At 71.7% G+C, this 25,984-nt stretch carries 21 protein-coding genes; 18 read left to right on the top strand and 3 right to left on the bottom strand.

Going from position 1 to position 25,984, the window contains the following annotated elements; translation table 11 throughout:
- Positions 1-13 precede the first annotated feature (13 nt).
- The gene (locus ACFWV2_RS26115) at positions 14-796 is read left to right on the top strand and encodes an SDR family NAD(P)-dependent oxidoreductase (protein WP_384408300.1); all 783 of its coding nucleotides are present in this window, start codon (positions 14-16) and stop codon (positions 794-796) included.
- A 55-nt stretch (positions 797-851) separates the two neighbouring features.
- Here ACFWV2_RS26115 and ACFWV2_RS26110 read toward each other — a convergent pair whose 3' ends face one another.
- Positions 852-1,484, bottom strand: coding sequence for a TetR family transcriptional regulator (locus tag ACFWV2_RS26110; protein WP_384408298.1), 633 nt, complete (start codon positions 1,482-1,484; stop codon positions 852-854).
- A gap of 356 nt (positions 1,485-1,840) precedes the next feature.
- On the opposite strand from ACFWV2_RS26110, the gene ACFWV2_RS26105 reads away from it, so the two are divergent.
- From ACFWV2_RS26105 to ACFWV2_RS26060, 10 genes are all read left to right on the top strand, one after another.
- Positions 1,841-3,052 (top strand): IS701 family transposase, encoded by a 1,212-nt coding sequence (locus ACFWV2_RS26105; protein ID WP_384408296.1) that lies wholly within the window; start codon positions 1,841-1,843, stop codon positions 3,050-3,052.
- 77 nt (positions 3,053-3,129) lie between these two features.
- Positions 3,130-3,573: a winged helix-turn-helix transcriptional regulator gene (locus tag ACFWV2_RS26100; RefSeq protein WP_384408294.1), complete on the top strand. Its 444-nt coding sequence runs from the start codon at positions 3,130-3,132 to the stop codon at positions 3,571-3,573.
- A gap of 106 nt (positions 3,574-3,679) precedes the next feature.
- Positions 3,680-4,657 (top strand): DUF1702 family protein, encoded by a 978-nt coding sequence (locus ACFWV2_RS26095; RefSeq protein WP_384408292.1) that lies wholly within the window; start codon positions 3,680-3,682, stop codon positions 4,655-4,657.
- A 102-nt stretch (positions 4,658-4,759) separates the two neighbouring features.
- The gene (locus ACFWV2_RS26090; RefSeq protein ID WP_384408290.1) at positions 4,760-5,746 is read left to right on the top strand and encodes a DUF1702 family protein; all 987 of its coding nucleotides are present in this window, start codon (positions 4,760-4,762) and stop codon (positions 5,744-5,746) included.
- Between the two features lie 56 nt (positions 5,747-5,802).
- The gene (locus ACFWV2_RS26085) at positions 5,803-7,653 is read left to right on the top strand and encodes a CRTAC1 family protein (protein WP_384408338.1); all 1,851 of its coding nucleotides are present in this window, start codon (positions 5,803-5,805) and stop codon (positions 7,651-7,653) included.
- 2 nt (positions 7,654-7,655) lie between these two features.
- A complete protein-coding gene (locus tag ACFWV2_RS26080; protein ID WP_384408288.1) occupies positions 7,656-8,765 on the top strand; it encodes an enediyne biosynthesis protein in 1,110 nt (369 codons plus the stop codon).
- On the top strand, positions 8,762-14,638 hold the full coding sequence (locus ACFWV2_RS26075; RefSeq protein ID WP_384408286.1) for an SDR family NAD(P)-dependent oxidoreductase: 5,877 nt from the start codon (positions 8,762-8,764) through the stop codon (positions 14,636-14,638). Before ACFWV2_RS26080 ends, ACFWV2_RS26075 begins: the two co-directional genes overlap by 4 nt.
- Before the next feature lie 3 nt (positions 14,639-14,641).
- Positions 14,642-15,100, top strand: coding sequence for an acyl-CoA thioesterase (locus tag ACFWV2_RS26070; RefSeq protein ID WP_384408284.1), 459 nt, complete (start codon positions 14,642-14,644; stop codon positions 15,098-15,100).
- Complete coding sequence (locus tag ACFWV2_RS26065; protein WP_384408282.1) at positions 15,097-15,642, top strand: flavin reductase family protein; 546 nt, start codon at positions 15,097-15,099, stop codon at positions 15,640-15,642. Before ACFWV2_RS26070 ends, ACFWV2_RS26065 begins: the two co-directional genes overlap by 4 nt.
- Entirely contained in the window at positions 15,639-16,988 is a 1,350-nt protein-coding gene (locus ACFWV2_RS26060; protein WP_384408280.1) for a cytochrome P450, read from the top strand. The genes ACFWV2_RS26065 and ACFWV2_RS26060 overlap by 4 nt, the downstream gene beginning before the upstream one ends.
- A 13-nt stretch (positions 16,989-17,001) precedes the next feature.
- Here ACFWV2_RS26060 and ACFWV2_RS26055 read toward each other — a convergent pair whose 3' ends face one another.
- Positions 17,002-17,778 (bottom strand): helix-turn-helix domain-containing protein, encoded by a 777-nt coding sequence (locus tag ACFWV2_RS26055; RefSeq protein ID WP_384408278.1) that lies wholly within the window; start codon positions 17,776-17,778, stop codon positions 17,002-17,004.
- Positions 17,779-17,798: 20 nt separating this feature from the next.
- Complete coding sequence (locus tag ACFWV2_RS26050; protein WP_384408275.1) at positions 17,799-18,866, bottom strand: ParB/RepB/Spo0J family partition protein; 1,068 nt, start codon at positions 18,864-18,866, stop codon at positions 17,799-17,801.
- 281 nt (positions 18,867-19,147) lie between these two features.
- Between ACFWV2_RS26050 and ACFWV2_RS26045 the strand changes: the two genes are divergently transcribed.
- The 7 genes from ACFWV2_RS26045 to ACFWV2_RS26015 all read left to right on the top strand — a co-directional run bounded on the left by ACFWV2_RS26045 (position 19,148) and on the right by ACFWV2_RS26015 (position 25,975).
- Entirely contained in the window at positions 19,148-19,735 is a 588-nt protein-coding gene (locus ACFWV2_RS26045) for a DUF5987 family protein (protein WP_384408273.1), read from the top strand.
- Complete coding sequence (locus tag ACFWV2_RS26040; protein WP_384408271.1) at positions 19,732-21,399, top strand: FAD-dependent oxidoreductase; 1,668 nt, start codon at positions 19,732-19,734, stop codon at positions 21,397-21,399. Before ACFWV2_RS26045 ends, ACFWV2_RS26040 begins: the two co-directional genes overlap by 4 nt.
- Before the next feature lie 101 nt (positions 21,400-21,500).
- Positions 21,501-22,541 (top strand): carboxymuconolactone decarboxylase family protein, encoded by a 1,041-nt coding sequence (locus tag ACFWV2_RS26035; RefSeq protein WP_384408269.1) that lies wholly within the window; start codon positions 21,501-21,503, stop codon positions 22,539-22,541.
- A gap of 88 nt (positions 22,542-22,629) precedes the next feature.
- On the top strand, positions 22,630-23,439 hold the full coding sequence (locus ACFWV2_RS26030) for a TIGR03084 family metal-binding protein (RefSeq protein ID WP_384408267.1): 810 nt from the start codon (positions 22,630-22,632) through the stop codon (positions 23,437-23,439).
- Positions 23,440-23,564: 125 nt separating this feature from the next.
- On the top strand, positions 23,565-24,461 hold the full coding sequence (locus tag ACFWV2_RS26025; protein ID WP_384408265.1) for a prephenate dehydrogenase: 897 nt from the start codon (positions 23,565-23,567) through the stop codon (positions 24,459-24,461).
- A 10-nt stretch (positions 24,462-24,471) separates the two neighbouring features.
- Positions 24,472-24,735 (top strand): DUF6059 family protein, encoded by a 264-nt coding sequence (locus tag ACFWV2_RS26020; RefSeq protein WP_384408263.1) that lies wholly within the window; start codon positions 24,472-24,474, stop codon positions 24,733-24,735.
- A 208-nt stretch (positions 24,736-24,943) separates the two neighbouring features.
- Positions 24,944-25,975: a class I SAM-dependent methyltransferase gene (locus ACFWV2_RS26015; protein ID WP_384408261.1), complete on the top strand. Its 1,032-nt coding sequence runs from the start codon at positions 24,944-24,946 to the stop codon at positions 25,973-25,975.
- Positions 25,976-25,984 lie beyond the last annotated feature (9 nt).

Here is a 25,984-nt window from a genome sequence, read left to right as displayed (position 1 = left end):
AGGGGGTACGGACATGAACGAGATTACGGGTAGAGCCGGCGGTCTGCTGAGCGGCAGGGTCGCCATGATCACCGGGGCTTCCAGCGGTATCGGGGCGGCGGCGGCCCGCCTGTTCGCCGCGGAAGGGGCAGCCGTCGTGCTCATGGCGCGACGTGAGGAGGAGCTGGGGAAGATCGTCGAAGGGATCACCGCCGAGGGGGGCCGTGCCCTCGCGGCACCGGGCGATGTCACCCGCTCCGAGGACGTACACCGCGTGGTGACAGCGGCGGTGGACACCTTCGGACGGCTGGACGTGGCCTTCAACAACGCCGGCTGGGGGACGGCCGGCACCGACCTGCACGAGACCGAGGACGCGGTCTTCGACCAGGTGATGGACGTGAACGTGCGCGGCCTGTGGAACTGTCTGCGGCATCAGCTCCCCGCGATGCTCGCCCACGGGGCCGGCTCCGTCGTGAACACCGCCAGCACGGCGGGCGTGGTGGCCACCGGCGCCGGAGCACCCTATGTCGCCGCCAAGCACGCCGTGATCGGCATGACGAAGGCCGCAGCGGCCGAGTACGGCGGGCGCGGCATCCGGGTCAACTCCCTGGTGGTCGGAACCACGCGCACCGAACTCATCGAAGGGGCGATCGCGGCTCATCCCCACCTCGAGGAGCTCTTCGTCGCGCGCCAGATCCAGAAGCGCATGGCTGATCCCGACGAGGTCGCCCAGGCCGCGCTCTGGCTGGCCGGTCCGCGTGCCTCGTTCGTCACGGGTGCCGCACTGGCGGTGGACGGCGGGCTGAGCGCGGTCTGATACCGGGAACTGACGCTCCGTCGGGCGGACCGGGAGAGATCCGCCCGACGGACCGTCAGCGTGTTGCCTCCTGGTCCCCCTCCTCACAGGCCGGCGGTTCCGGCTGCCGGGGCACGCCCGACGCCTCGGCGGAGACGCCCACGAGCGCGAGGTGCCAGACGCGCTTGAGCTGGGCGACGGCGCTCTCGAACGCGGGGTCCGAGCCCATGCGCCCGCGCAGGTACGCCTCGGCCCCGCTCGTCAGGTGCTCCACCAGCGTCGTCACGTCAGCGGGCAGGGCGTCCGTGCGGAGCTGGCCGTTCTCATAGGCCCGGTCGAGCAGTCCGCGGACCATGGGCAACCAGGCGTCCGACCAGGCCTCGGTCCCCGGACGTTCCCGGCCCAGGCGGATCGCGGAGCGTACCGACGGCTCCTGCTCCATCAGCCGGGTCAGCTCGAGGGTCAGGTCGATCACCATGCGCAGCGGCGTCATCGGTTCGGCCGCCAGGCGTTCCAGGGCGGCCAGCGTGACCGTCCGCCCTTCCTGCTGGACCGCGTCCGCCAGGTGCACCTTGGTCGGGAAGTGAAAGGTGATCGCGCCGAGGGACATGCCCGCCACCGAGCTGATCCGCGACAGAGACGTCCCGTCGTACCCGTAGAGGTCGAACTCCCCGGCCGCCGCTCTGATCAGGGCCTGGCGCGTACGCAAAGCCCTCTCCTGTTTCACCACACCGTCTCCCGAAGAGGGCTCATCGCCGCCGGACATGTAGGGACCCTGACTCCGTCTCGACGGCGCACCGTCGGGACGTCCCGTGAGGAACAGACGTTCACCCTCCCGTCCAACGCTCGCGCCTCCTTCCTCTGGTGGGCAAGGGCGAGTTGCCCAAGATGTTGTAGATCAGTGCAGGTCACAGGGGTGAGTCGGCCCCCGTCGCGGAGGGCGGCGGGGGCCGACTTGGCGAAGTGCATGCGGCAACTCTCCTGAGTCGCAAAAAAAAGAGGGCGTTCGCTATTATTTTAGCCGAGACGGCCGCCAGGGGCCGGGAACAGGGGAGGGAACCAGCCATGGTCGCGTACGCTCTGCAGGCCGCCCGCACCTCGGTGCCGGTGTTCGCCGAGAGGGTCTTCGAAGGCCTTCGGCGGGTGGATCAGCGACGTTGGGCCCAGGCGTACATGCAGGGCCTGCTGACCACACCGGGGAAGAAGTCGGTCCGCAGGCTGGCCGCCGCCATCTCGCCCGAGCCGGCGGTCTCCCAGTCGCTGCACCAGTTCGTCAACGCCAGCCCGTGGGACTGGATGCCGGTGCGCGCCGAGCTCGCTCGCTGGGTCGAGCACGAGATGACGCCGCGCGCCTGGGTGATCGGCCAGGCCGTCCTGCGCAAGCGGGGCGAGCACTCCTGCGGTGTGCACCGCCGCTTCCTGGCCTCCACCGGCCGCTCGGTCACGTGCCAGGTCGGCGTCGGCATGTTCCTCTCCTCGTACGACCAGGCCGTTCCGGTCGACTGGCGCCTGCTCCTTCCGGGCTCGTGGACGAAGGATCCCGAGCGTCGCGTCCGCACCCGTATCCCCGCCGACGTGACCCCCCGCTCCGTCGAGCAGCATGCCCTGGACCTCGTCGACACCCTGGCCGACACCAGCCGTACCGTGCCCCTGCCGGTCGTCGCCGACCTGGAGGCCCTCGGCGGCACCAGCGCGACCGCTCTGATCCACGGACTGGCCCTCCGCGGACGCGACTTCGTGGTCGCCGTCCCGGACAACCTCCAGGTCGCTGTGGGACGTCACCTGCGGGTGCAGCGTTCCCCGGGAGGCGACGGCCACGGCCTGGTGCTCGCCGCCCGCAATCTCTTCGAGTTCGACGCGGGCACGCTGACCCATGTGGAGAACGTCGCCCCCTGGGACGGGCGCGGCCGGCACACCACGGTCATATCCAGCTTCGTGCGCATCCCCCAGCTCGGACGGGGCGGCGAGCGGGTCCACCGCACCTACCGGCTCTTCGCGGTCCGCCCCGACAACGGGCGGCAGCCCGTCCAGCTGTGGCTGACCAGCCTCACGCACACCCGCATGGAGTCGGTGCTCGCCCTGACGCGGACGCTCTCGAACGCGGGGGAGTCCGTACGGGAGATGTCCGACGGCTTCGGCCTCCAGGACTTCGAGGGACGCTCCTACCCGGGCTGGCACCACCACATGACCCTGGTCTCCGCCGCGTACGCCTACAGCCGCTTCAACGGACGGCCCGCACCCACCGGTGGCGGAGAGCGGCTGCTGGTCGCCGCCTGAACGACCGGGCGCGTTCTGCGACGACTTCGCCAACTCGGGGTTCCTTCACGCAACTCTCCCCGCCCTAGAGTGAGCGCATGCTGAAGCACACGTACGAGGGACAGGACTGCAACCTCGCCCGCTCACTTGAGGTGATCGGCGAGCGCTGGACCCTGCTGATCATCCGCTCCGCGTTGCTCGGCACTTCCCGCTTCGACGGTTTCCTCGCGCACCTCGACATCGCGCGCAACGTGCTCTCCAGCCGGCTGGCCCGGCTGGTGGACCAGGAGATCATGGAGCGGGTGCCCTACCAGGACAAGCCGGTGCGCTACGAGTACCGGCTCACCCCGGTGGGCCGGGACCTGACCCGGGCCGTGATCGCCCTCATGCAGTGGGGCGACCGCAACCTGCCGCAGGAACTGGGCCCGCCGCGCCGCGCCGACCACATCGGCTGCGACGGCTCCGTCCACGTCGAGCTGCGGTGCACCGACTGCGGGCGCGCCGTGCACGACGAGGAGGTGGACGTCCGCCGCATCCGGTGAACACCAGGGGAAGCGCAACGGGGAAGATGCCGCACCGCGGTCCGTCTGCCGACGATGACAGCCCCCGCCGCCCATGTCCGGAGCGGGCTCGTACGAGGAGGCAACTGTGCCCGCACTGGGAGCGCTGCGCAGGCTGATCATGGCCCCGTCCCTGGACGACGTGAGTTTCGCGGGGCGAGGGTTCGCCGTGGAACCGACCGAACGCACCCGGCAGCTGGAAGCCGTGCCGCAAGCGGTCGTGACCGGCTTCGAATGGGGCATCGAGGACAAGGACCTGGCCACCACCGAGCGCAGGCTCGCGCTCGTGGACCCGCTCAACCGGGGCTTCGCCTACGAGGGCGCCACCATGGCCTGCGCCATCCGCGACACCATGGGCCCCGGCGGGCACCGCGCCGCCGACCTGCTGCGCGGCGGCGGCCGGCCGCACATCTTCCTGAACTACATCGGCATCGGCTTCGCGATGGCCAAGCTGCCCAGGCCGCTGTGGAAGAAGCTCGTCCCCACCCTGGCCGAGCCCGACCTCTACCCGGCGATGAGCTGGCTGTGCGTGGACGGCTACGGCTTCGACCGGGCCTACTTCGACACCGACACCTGGGTCGGGGGACAGCGTCTGGACGCCCCCTACGACTGGGACGGCGACGCCTCCTACTGGCAGCGCGCCTTCGACCAGGGCGTCGGCCGCGCGCTGTGGTTCATCCACGGCGGGCACGTCGGCAATGTCTCCGCCGCGGTGCGGGCGTTCGCCGGTGACCGCAGGGCCGACCTGTGGAGCGGGGTCGGCCTCGCCGCCACCTTCGCGGGGGGCAGCACCCCCGCGGACCTGGCGGCGCTGCGCGCGGAGGCCGGCGAGCACGCCGACCACCTGGCACAGGGCTCGGTGTTCGCCGCCAAGGCCCGCCACCACGCGGGGTTCGTCCCCGAGCACAGCGAGGCGGCCGTCGCGGCGTTCACCGGGCGCACCGTGGAGGCGGTCGCCCGGCTCGCCGACGACTGCGCGGTCACCGACCCCGAGCCGGGCGCCGGACCCGCCTACGAGGTCTGGCGGCGGAATGTGCGGACGCAACTCGGTGCCCTCGTTGTTTGAGCACATCTGAAGTAGACGCCCCTCCGGGCCCGCTGGCTAGATTCGATTCGCTGGGGGAAATCCAGGGATTCGAGTGGGATTCGAGAGGGGCGGTCTACAGCCGTGTCCAGTCTGTTTGGCGCATTCCGACGCCGATTGCTCACGCCGCCTGTTTCCGAGACGACCATGGAAGTCCGTGGCTTTCATGTGAAGAACGCGGAAGCAAAGGCCAGGCTCGAGTACATCGGGGAGGTATTTCTCCAGGGCTACGCGTACGCGGTGGAGGCCGGGTCGCCCGCGGAGGCGGAGGAACTCCTGGAGACCGTCCCGCGGGACATGCGCGGCTTCGCCTACGAGGGCGCCGGCATGGGCGCGGTGGTCTACGACTCGCTGCCCGGGCACGGTGGCCGGCTCGACGGTCTGCTGGCCGGTGCGGGCCGCCACCACGACTACATGATCTACGTCGGCGTCGGCTGGGCGATGGCCCGGCTGCCGAAGCCGCTGTGGCCCGACATCCGCACCACCGACCCGCTGCTGCGCTGGCTCGCGCTCGACGGATACGGCTTCCACCAGGCGTACTTCAAGACCGCCTCGTACGTGCGGACCCCGGAGATCCAGCACCCCTTCCGCTGGAGCGGCGGGCACAACCACTACACCCTGAACGCCGTCGACCAGGGCATCGGCCGAGCGCTGTGGTTCGTCGGCGGCACCGATCCCGACGTCGTCACCGAACTGATCCGGTCCTACGACGAGCGCCGTCACAGCGACCTGTACGCGGGCGCCGGCCTCGCCTGCTCCTACGCGGGCGGCGTCACCGAGGACGAGCTCGCCCGCTTCGTGGAGGGCGCCGGCGAGCACCGCTGGGCGCTCGCCCAGGGAGCGGCCTTCGCCACCGAGGCCCGCGTCAAGGCGGGCACGATCATCGACCACACCCACCTCGCGGCCCGAGTCGTGTGCGGCACGACCGCCGAACGGGCCTCGCAGGTGTGCCGGGACACCCGTCCCGCCGCGACCGTCGGCGGTGCTTCCCCGGCCTACGAGACATGGCGGCGCGACATCGCCGCGGCACTCGCTTCTGACTCGCTCATCTCGAAAGGTGTCGACCAGTGACGGTCACAAAGAACTGGCTCCGCAGGAATTCACCGGGAATCGTCGCTCTCGCCGTCATGGTGGGCACGTTCTACGGCGTCCGGCTGCCTGAATCCTCCGCCGCTGACATCGACAAGCTGGCGAAGAACTTCGCATTCGAGCCGATGTCGATCGCGATGCCCGCCGGATTCGACAAGCAAGAGGTCCGCAAGGTCAACAAGGCGTACCAGCACATCGAGGCGTGGATCTCCTCGGTCGGTGCCGGCATCGCCATCAACGACCTCGACGGCGACGGCCTCGACAACGACCTCTGCGTGAACGACGTGCGGATCGACCAGGCGGTCGTCACCCCGGCACCCACCCGCAAGGACAAGTACGCGCCGTTCGCACTGAACCCGGCGCCGCTGGGCACCAGCAAGACGATGGCGCCGATGGGCTGCATGCCCGGCGACTACAACGAGGACGGCCGCACGGACCTCCTCGTCTACTACTGGGGCCGCACCCCCGTCATCTTCGTGAACAAGGGGGAGAAGGGGAAGCCGCTCACCGCCGCCTCCTTCACGCCCACCGAGCTGCTGCCCGGCAAGTCCGGCGCCACCTACACCGGCCCGCTGTGGAACTCCAACGCGGCCGCGGTCGCCGACTTCGACGGCGACGGCCACAACGACATCCTGATCGGCAACTACTTCCCCGACAGCCCGGTCCTCGACCCGTCCAAGGACGGCGACGTCACCATGAACGAGTCGCTGTCGCACGCCCAGAACGGCGGCGGCGCCCACATCTTCCGGTGGACGAAGGACGGCTACGAGAAGGTCGACGCCGCCGTCCCGCAGAACCTGAACAAGGGCTGGTCGCTCGGCGCTTCCGCCGCCGACCTCGACGGAGACCGGCTGCCCGAGCTGTTCCTCGCCCACGACTTCGGCACCTCCGCGCTGCTCCACAACACCTCGACCCCCGGGAACATCAAGTTCTCCGAGGTCAAGGCCGTACACAGCGGCACCGTGCCGAAGTCGAAGGAGCTGGGCCGCAGCTCCTTCAAGGGCATGGGCGTCGACTTCGGCGACCTGAACAACGACGGCCTGTACGACATGTTCGTCAGCAACATCACCACCTCCTTCGGCATCCAGGAGTCGAACTTCGCGTTCATCGATACGGCCGACTCCCGCTCCGAGGTCCAGGCCCGGCTGAAGAAGGGCGAGGCGCCGTTCAAGGACCGCTCGACCGACCTGAAGCTGGCCTGGTCCGGCTGGGGCTGGGACGTCAAGACGGGCGACTTCGACAACAACGGCGACCTGGAGATCACCCAGGCCCTCGGCTTCGTCAAGGGCAAGAACAACCGCTGGCCGCAGCTCCAGGAGCTGGCCACGGCGAACGACGCCCTCGTCGCCAACCCCGTCTGGTGGCCGAACGTCAAGCACGGTGACGACCTCGCCGGCAACCAGCGCATGCGCTTCTTCGCCAAGGACGCCGAGACCGGCGAGTACCACAACCTCTCCGTCGCCCTCGGCATAGGCGAGCCCATCCCGACCCGCGGCCTCGCCACCGGCGACGTCGACGGCGACGGCCGGCTCGACCTGGCCGTCGCCCGCCAGTGGGGCGAGCCGATCTTCCTGCACAACGTCGCCAAGAACCCCGGCGCGTACCTCGGCCTGAAGCTCACCCACCCGGACGGCGCTCCCGTGGTCGGCGCCGAGGTCTGCGTCGAACTGCCCGACGGCACCAAGCGCATCACCCGCCTCGACGGCGGCGGCGGCCACTCCGGCAAGCGCAGCACCGACGTCCACCTCGGTCTGGGCAAGGACGTCAGGGGCCCCGTGCCCGCCATGGTCACCTGGCGTGACCGGGCCGGCCGGATCCACGAGCAGAAGCTGAAGCTCACGCCGGGCTGGCACAGCCTCGAGCTGGGCACCGAGGTCAAGGAGAAGTGACGATGTCCGCAACGAAGACCGCCGCTGCCCCACGGCACAACCCGAAGGTCGTGACCGCGCTCCGCCGCTTCGCGATCTCCATCTCCGTCCTCAACATCTTCGGCTACACCGTCCTCGGTTTCGAGCAGCCCTGGACCTGGCCGTTCATCGCCCTGGCGGCCGGTTACACCACCGAGATCCTGCTGGAGATCCTCGGCGCCCGTGCCGAGGGCCGCGCGCCGCGCTTCGCCGGCGGCGGGGCCAAGGGCTTCATGGAGTTCCTCCTGCCGGCCCACATCACCTCGCTCGCGGTGAACATGCTCACCTACGTCAACGACCTCGTCTGGGTCATGGTGTTCGGCGTCATCGTCGCCGTCGGCACCAAGTGGGTCCTGCGCGCCCCCGTGAAGGGCCGCCTGCGCCACTTCATGAACCCGTCGAACTTCGGCATCGCCGTCATCCTGCTGCTCTTCCCGTGGGCCTCGATCGCCCCGCCGTACCACTTCACCGAGTACCTCGACGGTGGCTTCGACTGGCTCGTCCCGGCGATCATCATCACCCTCGGCACGATGCTCAACGCCAAGCTGACCGAGCGCATGTGGCTGATCCTCGCCTGGGTCGGCGGTTTCGCCCTGCAGGCGATCGTCCGCGGTCTGCTGTTCGACACCTCCATCCCCGCCGGTCTCGCGATGATGACCGGCGTGGCGTTCGTCCTGTTCACCAACTACATGATCACGGACCCGGGCACGACACCGTCGTCCAAGTGGGGGCAGATCGCCTTCGGCGGCGGCACCGCCGCCCTGTACGGCGTGCTCACCGCGATGAGCGTCGCCTACGGCATCTTCTTCGCCACCGCCCTGGTCTGCGCCATCCGTGGCGTGTTCCTGTGGACCGCCGACATCGTGTCCAGGAAGCGCGCCGAGGAGGCCCTCGCGCTGGCCGCCGTGACCCACTCCGTCGCTCAGGCTGACGCCGTCGCCCAGGGTCAGACGGGTGCCGCCCGGACCGAGGTGACCGTCGCCGACGCGGAGGGCTGCGCGTGCCCGGCGGGCGCCTGCGCCTGCCCGGCGGGCGCCTGCGCCTGCCCGGCCCCCGCTACCGCCGAGACCGAGAAGATACCGGTGACCGCATGACCAGGATCGCCATCGTCGGCATGGCCTGCCGCTATCCCGACGCCACCAACCCGAACGAGCTGTGGGACAACGCCGTCGCCGGACGGCGCGCGTTCCGCCGGCTGCCCGACGTCCGGATGAACCTGGACGACTACTGGGACGCCGACCCGACCACCCCCGACACCTTCTACGCCCGCAACGCCGCGGTCATCGAGGGCTACGAGTTCGACCGGATCGCCCACAAGATCGCGGGCAGCACCTTCCGTTCGACCGACCTCACCCACTGGCTGGCCCTGGACACCGCGGGCCGCGCGCTCGCCGACGCCGGGTTCGCCGGCGGCGAGGGCCTGCCCCGGGAGCGCACGGGCGTCGTCGTCGGCAACACCCTCACCGGCGAGTTCTCCCGCGCCAACGTGATGCGGCTGCGCTGGCCGTACGTCCGCCGGGTGATGGCCTCCGCGCTCAAAGAGCAGGACGTCTGGGACGACGAGCGCATCGCCGAGTTCCTGGACGACGTCGAGGTCGCGTACAAGGAGCCGTTCCCGGCGATCGACGAGGACACCCTCGCGGGCGGCCTCGCCAACACCATCGCCGGGCGGATCTGCAACCACTTCGACCTGAACGGCGGCGGCTACACCGTCGACGGCGCCTGCTCGTCCTCGCTGCTCTCGGTCACCACCGCGGGCACCGCCCTCATCAACGGCGACCTCGACGTCGCCGTCGCGGGTGGTGTCGACCTGTCCATCGACCCCTTCGAGATCATCGGCTTCGCCAAGACCGGTGCCCTCGCCAAGGGAGAGATGAAGCTCTACGACCGCGGCTCCAACGGCTTCTGGCCCGGCGAGGGCTGCGGCATGATCGTGATGATGCGCGAGGAGGACGCCCTCGCGGCCGGCCACCGCATCTACGCGACCATCGCGGGCTGGGGCGTCTCCTCCGACGGCCAGGGCGGCATCACCCGCCCCGAGGTCAGCGGCTACCAGCTGGCCCTGCGTCGCGCCTACGAGAAGGCCGGATTCGGCATCGAGACCGTCCGGCTCTTCGAGGGCCACGGCACCGGCACCGCCGTCGGCGACGCCACCGAGCTCACCGCCCTCATGGGCGCCCGCCGGGCCGCCGACCCCGACGCGCCCCTCGCGGCGATCACGTCCATCAAGGGCATGATCGGCCACACCAAGGCCGCCGCCGGGGTCGCCGGTCTGATCAAGGCGGCCATGGCCGTCAACCACCAGACCCTGCCGCCCGCGATCGGCACCACCGACCCGCACGAGCTGCTCGGCGACGAGAAGGCCAACCTCAAGGCGCTGCGCAAGGCCGAGGCCTGGCCCGAGGACGCGCCCCGGCGCGCGGGTGTCACCGCCATGGGCTTCGGCGGCATTAACACCCACGTCGTCCTCGACGAGCCCGCCGGACGTCGCCGTACGGCACCGAGCCGCCGCTCCGCCGTCTTGGCGCACGCCCTCCAGGACGCCGAACTGCTCGTCGTCGACGGCGAGTCGGCCAAGGCGCTGCGCGCCCGCCTCAACGAGGTCGCCGCCTTCGCCGCGCAGGTCTCCTACGGCCAGGTCGCCGACCTCGCCGCCACCCTGCAGCGCGAACTGCGCGGCCTCGCGCACCGCGCCGCCGTCGTCGTCACCTCCCCGGAGGACGCCGAGCGACGTCTGACCCACCTGGCAGACCTGCTGGAGTCCGGCGAGACGGCGTACACCGCCGCCGACGGCCGCAGCTTCCTCGGCCGCGCCTGCGGACCCGCCCGGATCGGCTTCCTCTTTCCCGGCCAGGGCTCCGGCCACGGCACCGGTGGCGGCGCGCTGCGCCGGCGCTTCCCGGAGGCCGCCGAGGTCTTCGACCGGGCCGCGCTGCCCACCACCGGCGACATGGTCGCCACCGACGTCGCCCAGCCGCGCATCGCCACCGGCTCCGCCGCAGGCCTGCGGGTGCTCGACGCGCTGCGGCTGGAAGCCTCTGTCGCGGTCGGCCACAGCCTCGGCGAACTCTCCGCCCTGCATTGGGCGGGCGCCCTCGACGAGGACACCCTCCTTGCGGCGGCACGGGTGCGCGGCAGGGCGATGGCCGAGCACAGCTCCTCCGGCACCATGGCCTCGCTGAGCGTGAAGCCCGAGCGGGCCGAGCAGCTCATCGAGGGCCTGTCCGTCGTCGTCGCCGGATACAACGGCCCCGAGCAGACGGTGGTCGCGGGACCGGTCGACGAGATCGAGGAGGTGCAGCGCCGGGCCGAACGGTCCGAGATCCCCTGCACCCGCCTCAACGTCTCGCACGCCTTCCACTCGCCGCTGGTCGCCGCCTCCGCCGCGTCCTTCGGCGGCTGGCTGGCGGACGCCCCGGTCGGCACCGTCGCGGGTCGGGTCGTCTCCACCGTCAGCGGCGAGGAGCTGACCCCCGCCACCGACCTGGCCGCCCTGCTCACCGAGCAGATCACCGGCCCGGTCCGGTTCACCCAGGCGGTCGGCGAAGCCGCCCGCGGCATCGACCTGTTCGTCGAGGTCGGCCCGGGCCGGGTGCTCAGCTCACTGGCCCGCGCCACCACCGGCGTCCCGGCCGTCGCGCTCAACACCGACGACGAGTCGCTGCGCAGCGTGCTCCAGGTCGCCGGTGCCGCGTACGTCGCGGGCGCGCCGGTCGACCTGGAGAGGCTGTTCCAGGACCGGCTGATCCGGCCCCTTGAGGTCGGCCAGGAGTTCTCCTTCTTCGCCAACCCCTGCGAGCAGGCCCCGCGCGACCTCCCGCAGACCGAGCGCGCGCCGCGCGCCGAGCGGGCCGCCAAGGCCGCCGCCCAAGCGCCGGCGAAGGCCGCCCCCGCCGCCCAGGACACCGCCGACGCGGCCCCGGCCGCCGCGGCGGAGCCCGCCGCGGACGGCGACGACGCGCTCGACGTGCTGCGCGCCCTCGTCGCCGAACGCGCCGAGCTGCCCGCCGACCTCGTCGACCCGGACAGCCGGCTCCTCGACGACCTGCACATGAGCTCCATCACCGTGGGCCAGATCGTCAACCAGGCGGCGTCCCGCCTCGGGATCGCCGCCGCCCAGGTGCCGACCAACTTCGCCACCGCCACCCTGGCCGAACTGGCCGAGGCGCTGGACACCCTGGTCAGCACCGGCGGCGCCGCCCCGGAGTCCGAGACGCCCGTCATCGCCGGCGCGGCCCCCTGGGCCCGGCCGTTCGCCGTCGACCTCGACGAGGTCGACCGGCCGTACGGCGTTGCCGACGGCACCGACGGCCCCTGGGAGCTGTTCGGCTCCGCGGGCCACCCGTACGCCGAGCGGCTCCGGTCGGCACTGGCCGCCGCCGGACTCGGCTCCGGCGTACTCGCCGTCCTCGCCAAGGGCTGCCCCCGCGAGGAGGTGGAGCAGGTCCTGGCCGCGGCCAAGAGCGCGCTCGCCGGCGACCGGGCCCGCCGCTTCGTCCTCGTCCAGGACGGCCGCGGCGCGGCCGGTCTGGCCAAGACGCTGTACCTGGAGGCCCCGCACCTGCGCACCACCGTCGTCCACACCCCGCAGACCGAGGACGTCGTGGAGCGGGTCGTGGCCGAGGTGGCGGCGACCACCCGGTTCGCCGAGGTCCACTACGACCAGGCCGGGGTGCGCCGGGTGCCGACGCTGCGGGCGCTGCCCGTGAAGCCGGAGCGTACCGACGCCCCACTCGACGACACCGACGTGATGCTCGTGACGGGCGGCGGCAAGGGCATCTCCGCCGAGTGCGCCCTCGCCGTGGCCCAGAAGACCGGCGCCTCGCTCGCCGTCCTCGGCCGGTCCGACCCGGCCCAGGACACCGAGCTCGCCGAGAACCTCGACCGGATGCGCGGCAGCGGCGTGCGGGTGCACTATGCCCGCGCCGACGTCACCGTCACCGAGCAGGTCACGGCCGCCGTCACCGAACTGACCGAGGCCCTCGGCCCGATCACCGGCCTGCTGCACGGCGCCGGACTCAACCAGCCGGGTGCGCTGACCGGGCTCACCGGCCAGGACTTCGACCGCACCTTCGGCCCCAAGGTCGACGGACTGCGCACGGTCCTCGACGCGGTCGGCCCCGAGCGGCTCAAGCTGCTCGTCAGCTTCGGCAGCATCATCGGCCGGGCCGGACTGCGCGGCGAGGCGCACTACGCCACCGCCAACGAGTGGCTGGCCGACCTCACCGAGGACGTGGCCCGCGCGCACCCGAACATCCGGGCCCGCTGCATGGAGTGGTCGGTGTGGTCCGGCGTCGGCATGGGCGAGAAGCTCTCCGTCGTCGAGTCGCTCTCCCGCGAGGGCATCGTGCCCGTCTCCCCGGACCGGGGCGTGGAGATCCTGCTGCGGCTGATCGAGGATCCGGACGCCCCCGTCGTGACGGTCATCAGCGGCCGTACCGAAGGCATCGACACCGTACGGCGCGACCTGCCCCCCCTGCCGATGCTGCGCTTCACGGGCAACCCGCTGGTGCGCTACCACGGCGTCGAACTGGTCACCGAGGTCGAGCTGAACCCGGGCACCGACCTGTACCTGGCCGACCACCTGCTCGACGGCAACCTGCTGCTGCCCGCCGTCATCGGCATGGAGGCGATGACCCAGGTGGCGTCCGCCGTCACCGGCCGCACCGGTACCGCCCCGGTCATCGAGGGCGCCAAGTTCCTGCGTCCGATCGTCGTGCCGCCGAACGGCAGCACCCGGATCCGGATCGCGGCGACCGTCACCGGCACCGACACCGTCGACGTGGCCATCCACGCCGAGGACACCGGCTTCGTCGCCGAGCATTTCCGCGCCCGACTGATCTTCGGCGGGACCCCGGCGCCGGACGGCCCGCCGCTCCAGGTGCCCGAGGACACACCGGTCGTCCCGCTGGACCCGGCCGTCGACCTGTACGGCGGGGTGCTGTTCCAGGGCGGCCGCTTCCAGCGGCTGCGCCGCTTCCACCGGGCCGCCGCGCGGCACGTGGACGCCGATGTCACCGTTCAGCAGCAGCCCGAGGGCTGGTTCGCCGCCTTCCTGCCGGGCGAACTGCTGCTCGCCGACCCGGGCATGCGCGACGCGCTCATGCACGGCAACCAGGTGTGCGTCCCGGACGCCACGCTGCTGCCCTCGGGCGTGGAGCGGATCCACACCCTCGGCTCCGGCTCGCACGTCCCCGATCAGCTGCGCTACACCGCGGTCGAGCGCAGCCGGGACGGCGACACGTATGTGTACGACATCGCCGTGCGCGACGCCGACGGCACCGTCGTCGAGCGCTGGGAGGGGCTCACCCTGCACGCGGTGCGCAAGACCGACGGATCGGGCCCGTGGGTCGCGCCCCTGCTCGGCCCGTACCTGGAGCGCTCCCTCGAGGACGTCGTCGGCAGCCGCGTCGCGGTCGCGGTGGAACCGCACGGCGACGCCCCGGCCGGCTCCGTCGCCCAGCGGCGCGGCTTCACCGCCGACGCCGCCGCGCGGGCCCTCGGCGGCCCGGTCGCGGTCCGGCACCGTCCGGACGGGCGGCCCGAACTGGAGCCCGGTCGGCACATGTCGATGTCGGCGGCGCACGGCCTGGGAGTCACCCTCAGCGCCGTCTCCGACACCGAGGTCGCCTGTGACATCGAGGCGGTCAGCATGCGCTCGCCGCACGAGTGGCGCGGGCTGCTCGGGGACCACGCGCCGGTCGCCGAACTGGTCGCCAGGGAGACCGGAGAGGCGCCGGACACCGCGGCCACCCGCGTGTGGGGGGCCGTGGAATGCCTGCGCAAGGCCGGCATCATGGCGGGCGCCCCGCTGACGGTCCTGCCGCGCCGCAAGGACGCCTGGGTGGTGTTCGCCGCCGGGGACCTGCGGATCGCCACCTTCGTCACCGCGCTGCGCGACGCCCTGGAGCCCGCCGTCTTCGCCTTCCTCACCCACGAGACACCTCTCGCCGAAGGGCGGTCCTAGATCATGGCGGACGACTACTTCGAGTACCGGCACACGGTCGGCTTCGAGGAGACCAACCTCGTCGGCAACGTGTACTACGTGAACTACCTTCGCTGGCAGGGCCGGTGCCGGGAGCTGTTCCTGCACCAGAAGGCGCCGGACGTGCTCGCCGAGGTCCAGGACGACCTCAAGCTGTTCACGCTGAAGGTGGACTGCGAGTTCTTCGCGGAGATCACCGCCTTCGACGAGCTGTCCATCCGGATGCGCCTGTCCGAGCTGGGCCAGACCCAGCTGGAGTTCACCTTCGACTACGTCAAGGTGACCGGCGGGGCCGAGGTGCTCATCGCCCGCGGCCGCCAGCGGATCGCGTGCATGCGCGGCCCGAACACCAACACGGTGCCGTCGCGCATCCCGGACGGCCTCGCCCGCGCCCTGGAGCCGTACAGCAACCAGGGCCGGGCGCTGGCCGGGCGGACCGCATGAGCACCCTGACCGTCGCGCCGCCGCGGGACGCCGTCACCGGCGACCCCGCGCGGCTGCGGCGGGCCCTGGGGTCCTTCGCGACGGGTGTCACCGTCGTGACGGTCGGCGGCGCGGCCCCGCGCGGCATGACCGCCAACTCCTTCACGTCGGTGTCGCTGGACCCGGCCCTCGTGCTGGTGTGCGTGGGCAACGACGCCGTCATGAACCGGGTCCTCGCCGAGGCCGAGACCTTCGCGGTCTCGGTGCTCGGCGCCGGCCAGGAGGACGTGGCCCGGCACTTCGCCGACCGCTCCCGGCCGCTCGGTGCGGCCCAGTTCGACACCGTCGACCGGCTGCCGGGCCAGGCCACCGCCGCCCCCCTGATCGCGGGGGCGGCGGCCCACTTCGAGTGCGCCCGCTGGCGCGCGTACGACGGCGGTGACCACACCATCCACGTCGGCCGGGTGCTCGCCCTGGACGAACTGCCGGGGCGCGAACCGCTGGTGTTCCACGGCGGCCGTTTCCGGCAGGTCATGCCCCAGCAGCCGGAGGGCCACCGATGAGGGTCCACCCACCCGGCCCGCCCGTCTGGGCGCTGCCGGGACTGCTGCGCAAGCTGGCGGTCGACCGGCTCGGCATGATGCGGGAGGCGGCCGAGCTCGCCGACGCCGTGCGCGTGAACATGGGCCCGAAGAAGCTCTACATCTTCAACCGGCCCGACTACGCCAAGCACGTCCTCGCCGACAACGCGGCCAACTACCACAAGGGCATCGGCCTGGTGGAGTCCCGCAAGGTGCTCGGTGACGGGCTGCTCACCAGCGAGGGGGAGCTGTGGCGCAAGCAGCGCCGCACCGTGCAGCCCGCGTTCAAGCCGGGGCGGGTCGCCGCCCAGGCCGGCGCGGTGGCCGAGGAGTCCGGACGGCTCGTGGAGACCCTGCGGGGCCGCGCCGGGGACACCCCGGTCGACGTCCTCCAAGAGGTCACCGGGCTCACCCTCGGCATACTCGGCCGGACCCTGATGGACACCTCTCTTGAGGGGCACGGCGGCATCGCGCACGCTTTCGAGGCGGTGCAGGACCAGGCCATGTTCGACATGCTCACGCAGGGCCTGGTGCCGACCTGGGTGCCGTTCGGCACCCAGCGCCGGTTCCGTGCCGCCCGCCGGGAGCTGACCCGGACCGTCGACGAGCTGGTCGCCGACCGGGGCGCCCGGATGAGCGCCGACGACGGCGCTGACGACGCGTTCGCCCGGATGATCCTCGCCGCTCGTGCCCACCCGGACCCGGCCACCGGGCGCAGGCTGCTCCAGGAGGAGCTGGTCACGCTGCTGCTCGCCGGGCACGAGACGACGGCGAGCACGCTCGGCTGGACGCTGCTGCTGCTCGCCCGTCACCCGCACGTGCGGGATCTGGTGCGTGAGGAGGCCAGGGCGGTGCTCGCGGGCGGCCGTCTGCCGGACGCCGAGGACCTGCACAAGCTGTCGTACACGACGCAGGTGGTGCAGGAGGCCATGCGGCTGTACCCGCCGGTGTGGATCCTGCCCCGGATCGCCCAGGCGGCCGACGAGGTCGGCGGGTTCACCGTGTCGGCCGGGGCCGACGTGCTGGTCTGCCCGTACACGATGCACCGGCACCCGGACCTGTGGGACGACCCGGAGCGCTTCGACCCGGGCCGCTTCGACCCGTCGCGGGTGGCGAACCGGCCGCGGTACGCGTACATCCCGTTCGGTGCGGGACCGCGGTTCTGCGTCGGCAGCAACCTCGGGATGATGGAGGCGGTGTTCGTCACCGCACTCGTCACCCGGGACCTCGACCTGGCCGTGGTGCCGGGGCACGAGGGCATCGCCGAGCCGATGATGTCACTGCGGATGCGGGGAGGACTGCCGATGACGGTCCGTCCGGTGGACTGAGCGTGACGGCGGCTCAGCCGGCGAGGCGGTCCAGGGCGCCGGACCGCAGATCGAGCAGGGCCATCAGGACGGGCGGGTCCAGGGCGTTCAGCGGGCGCAGCGTGATCTCAGCCGGCATCAGGAGCGTGTCCTCGTGCGCGGTCACCGGCCCGTAGGTGCCGACCGACACGATGTCCTCGTCGCCGATGCCGCTGGGCACGTGCTCGTGTCCGTACGGGACGGAGTGCACGAGGACGTACCAGGTGCCGGCCGGGACGTCGCGGAACTCGAAGGAGCCGGGGCCGTCCAGGACGGCGCAGCGCACCGGCTGCCCCTGCGGGACGGGGGTGGGGAAGAGGCCCACGAAGCAGTGTCCGGGCCTGCGGTCCTCCGGCAGGTGCACCCGGCCGCGCAGTACCCCGCGGGAGCCCTCGACGGGGGCACTCGGATTCTGGACCTGGCTGATTTCCCCGGTGAATCCGTCCAGCTCGCGGAACATGCTCGGAGACACGCCGACGCACGATTTGAATCGGGAACTGAAGGTTCCGACGCTGCTGTATCCCACCTGGCTGCTGATGTCCGCAACGCTGAAATCGGTCTCGAGCAGGAGACGCTTGGCCTCCTGAAGGCGCAGGGCGGAGAGAAAACGTCCGGGCGACGTCCCCATCACGTCCCGGAACACCCGGGTGAAATGGAACTTGCTGAACATGGCGGTGCGCGCCATGTCGTCGATGGTCAGTTCCTGGCCGAGATTCGCATGCATTTCGTCGATCACTCGAAGGACGGCGGCTTCAATGGGGGTGGTGGTCACCGTTTCTCCCTGTCGTTGAATCATGCTGCCGGCCGAGATCCGGAGGCCGTCTGCCGGAACGGAACGGGGGTCGTGTCGGTCAGCCGCCGCCGGCCGAGGTCTTCGGCGAATCTCTTCCAGGCGTGGGAACAGTGGAGGGCCAGCTCCGCGACGGTGTCCGTGCAGTGCGCGGGTATCGCGTCGGCCTGCTGCCGCCAGGCCTCGTCGACCACGAAGTGGGTGTGAAGCCAGCGCAGGAACTGGCGGCCCGACTCCGAGTGCCTCAGCGACGGGTCGCCGGCGAGCCGCCGCAGGGTCTCCAGCGAGCCGCGCGAGCGGCTCGAGCCGGAGGCGGCGGTCGTGGCGGAGGCGCCGGTCGTGGCGGGAGGGGCGGGGAGGTCCGGGACGGCCACCGGCACGGGAGGACGCGGTCCGGTCGCGGGTCTGCGGCCCTGTGGCACCGGTGTCTCACCTCGAAGGAGCCGCTGGCGTACGTCGTGGGCCGTCCCCAGGGACAGGCCGGTCTCCTGGACGATCGCGCGCAGGGGCAGGTCGGGGTGCTTGGTCATGAGCTCCGCGGCACGGAGGCGCTCGGCCGTGCGATCGAGCGGGTGGAGCCGGCCGTCGGCACCGACCCGGATGTTCGACCGTGGAGAATCCGCGGTCGAACGCGGACGGATCGAGGCGACCGTCTTCGCGTCGAGGCCGGTGTAGGCGGCGACCGATCGGTCCGAGAGGTCGGGGCGGGAACGCAGAATGCGTTCGGCGGCCGCCTTGCGGTCCGTGACCGACAGCGGAAGACCGTGGGCGATGTTGGCCGTCACCGAGCGGAGAAACGCTTCTTCGTCCGCGCCGTCGAAGTACTGCACCTCCACGGAGGGCAGCCCCATCGAGGCGGCGGCGGCGACGCGGTGCATCCCGTCGACCACGCGCATGGTCGTGCGGTGGACGAGGACCGGGGGCAGAGAGGCGTAGATGCCGGCGAGGCGTCGCACGTGCTCCTCGTCGACGCCGTTCAGCCGCGGCGAATCGGCGGGCAGCAGCGCCTCGATCCGGACCCGGTGGGTGAAGTTGGCCGGCAGCGCCAGAGATCTGTCGTTGCTGTCCACCTCTCCCCTTCCTCTGGCGAGATCGAGGCGTTTCCCGCTTGCCCCCTGAGAATCCCGCGGAGATGGGCCGCCACACCACGGAGATCATTCATCCGGGATGAGCATAGTGAACGACCTGTTTGTTTCTGACGCCCCTGCGGCGAGATATCGCGACTCCGGTTAGTTGCATGGAGAGACCCGCGTTCAGGTGAACGGTCCCGAGGTTGGTTGTTTGAAAAGACTCAACACTTCTAGCTTTCTTCTCACGCCAACCGGAACAACCCACCGACCGGGAGAACGAGTTGCCGACAGTACGGAGAATCCCTGACCGGAGGGTCGACATCGGGGAGAAAGCGACCATCACCCTCGAGGCCTACGCGGACACCATCGTCCCGGGCGAGAAGCGCTGGCCCGGTGACCGGGCGATCGCCGGTGTCAGCACCGGCGGCGGTTCGGTCACCGCGGGCGCCCTCGAACTGCTGCGCTGGGACGCCACCGGCATTCACGACGGCCTGGAGGACCTCGCGAGCCGCGTCAACGACCACGCCGGGACCTACGCCGAGCAGGCCGGCCTGACGCTCGACACGACGGTGCCCCCCTTCGTCGCCCTCGACTACGACGACCGCGTCCGGCTCATCCAGGAGCTGACCACCCCGGGCCACCCGGAGAAGGACTTCTGGGTGCTGCTCTCCCTCTTCTGCAACATGGCCTACGACTCCGCCGCCCACCTGCACACCGCCGAAGCCCTCGCGGCCGGCCACCCGGGACTCGAGGCCATGGGCATCACCCAGCCGGACGCCGACGGACTGTGGCGATTCCAGGACTTCGGCTACGGCAGGCAGCTCGCCGCCCTCCACCCCGACACCACCCTCTCCGGGAGCCCAGCATGAGCGACACGATCGAGAAGACCGACGTCCTGGTCATCGGGAGCGGCTTCGGCGGAGCCATCGCCGCCTACCACCTGGCCGCCGGCGGGGCGAAGGTCACCGTGCTGGAGCGAGGCCCCTGGCTGAAGAACGACGAGTTCGAGCACGACTACAAGCTCGGCTCCTCCTACACGCGCATCTTCGACTTCGTCGTGGGCGACGGCATGAGCGTGCTGGGCGGCAACTGCGTCGGCGGTGGCAGCGTGGTGTACTTCGCGGCCATGCCGCGGGCTCCGAAGTTCGTCTTCGACCGGCACGGCAGCATCGGTCGCAGGATGTGGCCGAAGGCCGTCAGCCGCGAGACCCTCGACCCCTGGTACGACCGGATCGAGGAGTCCCTCTCGGTCAGCAAGCAGGACTGGAGCGACGCCTCCTACGCAGGCGGTCTCTGGGCCGCGGCCTGCGACCACGCCGGGCGCACCGCGAACCCGCTCGCCGCCGCCATCGACAACTCCAAGTGCGTCAACTGCAACTTCATGATGGCCGGCTGCCGATTCGAGGCGAAGCAGTCGCTCACCGTCAACTACCTGCCCGCCGCGCTCGCCCACGGCGCGGAGATCCGCCCGCTGCACGAGGTGCAGTACCTGACGCGGACCCCTGAGGGTGACTACCGCGTCCACTACAACATCGTCCACGACGAGGACTACCGGCTGCAGAACGGCTCCGGCGTCATCGAGGCCAAGCTCGTCGTGATGGCGGCGGGCGCCGGTGCGACCCCGGTCATCCTCCAGCGGAGCGAGGCACACCTCGGCACCATGCCGCACGCCGTCGGCCGCTACTTCTCCGGCAACGGCGAGCGCCTCAACACGGCCATCATCAACGAGGACAAGGCCGCCGAGATCCTCGGCCTGACCCGCGGTGACGGGAACCTGCCGTACGGCGCCAACGCCATCGGCAAGGGCCCGACCGTGGCGAGCTGGGACAAGCTCGACGGCTCCCTGCCGGAGTACTCCCGCTACTCCCTGGAACAGCTCTACTTCCCGCCCGGTCTCGGCACCGTCCTCGCCCAGGTGCCGGACACCAAGGGGCCGACCTGGTTCGGCAAGGAGAAGAAGGAGATCCTCAAGAACTGGAAGTCCTGGCTGACGATCTTCTGCATGACGGAGGACGACAACGAGGGCGTCTTCGGCCCGCCGCCGGCCACCGGCAACTCTCACCGCATCTCGCAGCAGATGCTCGGTCGCGGCAACCTGTCCTACCAGCCGACGAAGAACACGTGGCACGGCTGGAACCAAGCCGACGCCGACGTGAAGGAGATCCTGGAGAAGGACGGCCTCGCCAAGGTGATGCCGTGGACCAACGACCTGGTCGGTGCCTACACCGTCCACCCGCTGGCCTCCTGCCGGATGGGCGACGACCCGCACACCTCGGCGCTGGACGACACCAACGAACTGCGCGGTCACTCCGGCATCTTCGTCACCGACGGCTCCGCCGTCCCCGGCGCCCTGACCGTCAATCCGGCGATGACCATCGCCGCCCTCGCCGAACGCGCCGTGCCGCACATCGTGGCCGCCGCCCAGGCCAGGGGAGTCGCGGTCACCTACGGCGCCCCGGCCCCCACGGGCTACAAGAGCGGACGCAAGGGCGTGCTGCCCCTGCTGAAGCAGAAGAGCCTCGCCACCGTGTGACACCCCGGAACGGCCTTTCGCCGACCAGTGAGTTGCTTCAAGAAACCTTCTCTGACCAGTGAGTTGCTTCACGCAACTCGAAGCCGAACCAGGAGGCGGCGGTGCGACCGCTCGTAAGAATCATGCTGAGGGACTCCCTCCGGCAGATCCGGCACATCGCGGCCGTCCCGCACGCGGAGGCCCGCGGCCCGGTGGCCGAGGTCTACGCCCAGGCCCGGCGCGAGTTCGGTGTCGTCGCCCCGCCCCTGGCGCTGCACTCGCCGGCCCCCGAGGCGCTCGCGGCATCCTGGCTCCTGCTGCGCGAGACGCTGCTCGCCCAGGGCCGGGTGAGCCGGGCCGCCAAGGAGGCGGTCGCCACCGCGATCTCCCGGGCCAACGACTGCCCGTACTGCGTCGAGGTCCACGAGGCCAAGCTCGCGACCCTCACCGGCGCGGACGCCCACGGGACGCTCGCCGACTGGGCGGACCGCAACGCCCTGGGCCCGGCCGAGGGGGAGGAGCGGCCTCCCTTCGACGCGGCCGACGCCCCCGAGATCCTCGGTACCGCCGTCACCTTCCACTACCTCAACCGGATGGTCCGGCTCTTCCTGCCGGACTCGCCCGTCCCCGCCGCGGCCCCCGCCGCGGGCCGCGGGCCGGTGATGCGGATGGTCGCCCGCGCCATGCGCCCCGACACCGGTACGACCGTGACACCCGGTACGGCACTCGGTCTGCTCCCCGCGGCGCCGCTGCCGGCCGGACTCGACTGGGCGAAGCCCAACCCGGCCGTCGCCGGAGCCCTCGCCCGGGCGGTCGCCTCCGTCGACGCGGCCGCCGAGCGCTGGGTCCCCGAACCCGTACGCGACCTCCTGCACACCGAACTCGCCGTCCACGACGGGACCGTCCCCGGACCGACCCGGGCCTGGCTCGGGAAGGCGACCGACGGCCTCGACGCGGGGCACGTGCCGGCCGCCCGGCTCGCGCTCCTCGTCGCCCTCAACCCCCACCAGATCACCGACGCGGACCTCGAGGAGTTCCGCGCGCTCCACCCCGAGGACCGGGAGCTCGTGGAGCTGGCCTCCTGGGCGGCGCTCACCGCCGCCGTCCGTATCGGAGCCCGCTTCGCCGAGCCCGCCCGGCCCGTGACGCCCGTCGCCGGCTGACCGGCGGCACCCCCCCGCCCCCCCCACACACACCCACCGCACACCCCCCCACACCCCACACCGCTTCGCTTCCAAGGAGACAACGATCATGACCACGCTGAACGACGTGCTGAAGGACCTCGCCACCGACATCGAGGAGACCGCCCGCCTCGTCGAGGGCCTCGACGAGCAGGCCTGGCACACCGCGACCCCCGCCCCCGGCTGGAGCATCGCCGACCAGATCGCCCACCTCACCTTCATCTTCCACCTGGCCGGCACCGCGGCCTCCGACCCCGAGGGCTTCGCCCAACTCGCCGCCGGCGCGGCGGGCGACTTCGACGGGGCCGTCAACGCCGCCCTCAAGCAGTTCAACCCGTTCCCGCCCACCGAACTCCTGGGCCGCTTCCGCGCCCTGGGCCGGAAGTCCGTGGACGCGCTCGCCGCCGTCCCCGAGGGCGACGTCGTGCCCTGGCTCGTCAACCCGCTGCCGCCGACCGTTCTCGCCTCCGCCGGAATCATGGAGATCTTCGGCCACGGCCAGGACATCGCCGACGCGCTTGGCGTGCGCCGCGAGCCCACCGAGCGCCTGCGCCACCTCGTCCTCTTCACCTTCCTCACCCGGGACTTCGGCTACCTCTCCCGCGACCTGACCCCGCCGGCCGAGCCCTTCCGCTTCGAGGTGACCGCCCCGAACGGCGAGATCTGGGCGTACGGCCCCGAGGACGCCGCGAACACGATCACGGGGCCCGCCGAGGACCTCTGCCTCCTGGTCACCCGGCGCCGCCACCGTGACGACCTCGCCGTCGTCGCCACGGGCGAGGAAGCCGAGCGCTGGCTCGACATCGCCCAGGCCTACCGCGGCCCCGCCGGAGAGGGCCGTACGCCCGGCCAGTTCGCCCACGCCCACTGCGAACACTGAGCGGCCGTGACCGTCCGACCGGCGGCCGAGCGCCGCACCCCGACGGTGTCACCCGGGCCGCGCACGCGGGCCCGGAACCCACCAACCCCGCCCGTCCCCGCCGCAGCCCACGCCAGGAGCCCACCATGACCGCCACCCCCCTGCGCACCGCCATCGTCATCGGCTGCGGCGCCACCGGCACCTCCGTGGCCCTCGCCCTCACCGCCGCGGGCGTCGACGTCGCCCTGATCGACGAGGACCCGGGGGCGACGGCCGGGGCCGTGGCGCTCGGCGCCGGGGCAGCCTGGACGGCGCACCGCCCGCCCGCCGACCTCGTCGTCGTGGCCACCCCGCCGTCCGAGGTCGTCGACACCCTCTACAGCGCGCAGAGCAGGGGGCTCGGGAACGTCTACACCGACACGGCCGGCACCAAGGAGATCGTCTCCGCCGAGGCCGAGCTGCGCGGCTGTGACCTCAAGGGCTACGTGCCCGGGCACCCGCTGGCCGGACCCGACGCCCCCGGTCCCGCCGCCGCCGAGGCCGGGCGCTTCACCGGCCGGCCCTGGATCCTGTGCCCGTACGAGACCACGCCCGGCTGGGCCCTGGAGACGGTCGCCGCCCTGATCGAGCTGTGCGGGGCGGACCGGCTCGACCTGGCGCCCCACGTGCACGACCGGATCGTCGCCGAGCTGTCCCACGGCCCGCACCTGGTCGCGGCCGCCTGCTCCACTCGCTTCGCCGACAGCTCCTCGGCGTTCCTCGGCCTCGCCGAGCAGGGGCTGCGCGACGCCGTCCGTACGGCGGGCGGCGACCCGTGGCTGTGGAGCGACGTGCTGGCGCACAACGCCGGCCCGGTGGCCGACGTGCTCGACCGGATCGCCGCCCAGCTCAACGGGGCCGCCGCCATCCTGCGCGAGGGCGACGACTCGGCGCCGCTGGAACTCGCCCTGACCCTGGAGGAGGGCAGGCGAGGGGAGGCGGCGCTGCGGCAGGCCGGTGACCTGCGCACGACGCGAGATGCGCGCACCGGCGGAAGAGTGTGACGGTCGAGTGATGACGTCCCCCTCCCTGTCCTCCCCGCACCCCGCCGGGGACCGATGGCCCGCCTCCGCCCTCCGCGTGGCCAGGCAGCTGTTCCGTTCCGCCTACTGGACCGTGTCCGACTTCGGCTGGGTCTGGCTCGGGATGACGACACCGACGGTGCCGCTCGTCGACGAGCCCGCCCCCGACGGGCCGCCTCCCGGCCACCCCGAGCGGCTGACCGGACTTCCCCTGACCGCGGAGGAACGTGCCCTGGCAAGGCAGCTGTCGGCCTGATCCGAATCCCTCCCGCACACTCCGTCCGGACCCGGACGGCATGTCGAGAACGCCAGAAGGGAGACCCTTCCCATGACCTGACCAGGCATCCCGCGAGCTGCTTCCCGGTCACTGGCGGCGCCCCACCGTTCCGCGGCGGGCAGAGCAACGTCAGAGATGCCCTGCCCGCCACCTGCTTGAAGCATGAGGGACGAGAGGTGACCCACCCGTGAACCGTCCCGAGGACGAGGTGCTGAGAGCAGTGACTGTTGACATCGCACAGGGCAACGCACGCGGCATTGCCTCCATCTACAACTCCGCCGTGGCGGCCTGGGCGATCGCCGCCGCCTGGGAGATCGGCGCGCTCGACGAACTGCACCGGGCGAGGACGCTGGACACCGCGGAGTTCGCCGAGCGCAACGGCCTCGACCCGCAGTCGACCACCGGCCTGTTCCGCGCCCTCTCGGCGGTCGGCCTCGTGGCGCGCGACGGCGCCGTGGTCCGCACCCTCGACGGCTTCGACGACATGTACCGCAACAAGTCGTTCTTCCACTGGCTCACCCGCGGCAGCGCCGAACTGTTCCGGCAGATCCCCTCGGTCCTGCGCACCGAGAACCGCACCGGCGACGACTGCCATCGCGACCCCGCCGCCATCGCCTACGCGTGCCGTGAGATCGACCAGGTCACCTACGCCCCGACCTTCTGGGCCGCCGTGGACCGGGTGGACTTCCCCTTCACCCGCGTCGCCGACCTCGGCTGCGGCAGCGGCGCCCGGCTCATGCAGGTCCTCGACCGCCACCCGGGTACGACGGGTGTCGGCGTCGACATCGCCCAGCCCTCCATCGACGTGGCCCGCAAGGAAGCGGCGGAGGCCGGGTTCGCGGACCGGGCCGACTTCGTCCAGGGCGACGTGCTGCGCCTGGAGCCCCGCCCCGAGTACGCCGACATCGAACTGCTCACCTGCTTCATGATGGGCCACGACTTCTGGCCCCGGGAGAACTGCGTGGCCACGCTGCGCCGGCTGCGCGAGGTCTTCCCCGCGGCCAAGCGCCTGCTGATCGGAGACGCGACCCGCACGTCGCTGCCCGACACCGAACTGCCCGTCTTCACCCTCGGTTTCGAACTCGGCCACGACCTGATGGGCACCTTCCTGCCCACCATCGACGACTGGGAGTCGGTCTTCGAGGAGGGCGGCTGGAAGCTCGTGCGCACCAACCGGATCGAGATGACGGTCGGCGAGGTCATCTTCGAACTCGCCTGACCCGCACGG

It is taken from the genome of Streptomyces sp. NPDC058671, assembly GCF_042716475.1.
In the GTDB taxonomy this organism is placed as follows: domain Bacteria; phylum Actinomycetota; class Actinomycetes; order Streptomycetales; family Streptomycetaceae; genus Streptomyces.
The sequence above is the reverse complement of the archived record's forward strand: the minus strand, read 5'-3'. Positions and strand labels throughout refer to the sequence as shown.

Bases quoted from the DNA above. Each gene is read 5' to 3' on its own strand.
- ACFWV2_RS26115 (WP_384408300.1), top strand. From the start codon at position 14: ATGAACGAGATTACGGGTAGAGCCGGCGGTCTGCTGAGCGGCAGGGTC.
- ACFWV2_RS26105 (WP_384408296.1), top strand. From the start codon at position 1,841: ATGGTCGCGTACGCTCTGCAGGCCGCCCGCACCTCGGTGCCGGTGTTC.
- ACFWV2_RS26100 (WP_384408294.1), top strand. From the start codon at position 3,130: ATGCTGAAGCACACGTACGAGGGACAGGACTGCAACCTCGCCCGCTCA.
- ACFWV2_RS26085 (WP_384408338.1), top strand. From the start codon at position 5,803: ATGGTGGGCACGTTCTACGGCGTCCGGCTGCCTGAATCCTCCGCCGCT.
- ACFWV2_RS26080 (WP_384408288.1), top strand. From the start codon at position 7,656: ATGTCCGCAACGAAGACCGCCGCTGCCCCACGGCACAACCCGAAGGTC.
- ACFWV2_RS26075 (WP_384408286.1), top strand. From the start codon at position 8,762: ATGACCAGGATCGCCATCGTCGGCATGGCCTGCCGCTATCCCGACGCC.
- ACFWV2_RS26070 (WP_384408284.1), top strand. From the start codon at position 14,642: ATGGCGGACGACTACTTCGAGTACCGGCACACGGTCGGCTTCGAGGAG.
- ACFWV2_RS26065 (WP_384408282.1), top strand. From the start codon at position 15,097: ATGAGCACCCTGACCGTCGCGCCGCCGCGGGACGCCGTCACCGGCGAC.
- ACFWV2_RS26060 (WP_384408280.1), top strand. From the start codon at position 15,639: ATGAGGGTCCACCCACCCGGCCCGCCCGTCTGGGCGCTGCCGGGACTG.
- ACFWV2_RS26040 (WP_384408271.1), top strand. From the start codon at position 19,732: ATGAGCGACACGATCGAGAAGACCGACGTCCTGGTCATCGGGAGCGGC.
- ACFWV2_RS26030 (WP_384408267.1), top strand. From the start codon at position 22,630: ATGACCACGCTGAACGACGTGCTGAAGGACCTCGCCACCGACATCGAG.
- ACFWV2_RS26025 (WP_384408265.1), top strand. From the start codon at position 23,565: ATGACCGCCACCCCCCTGCGCACCGCCATCGTCATCGGCTGCGGCGCC.
- ACFWV2_RS26020 (WP_384408263.1), top strand. From the start codon at position 24,472: ATGACGTCCCCCTCCCTGTCCTCCCCGCACCCCGCCGGGGACCGATGG.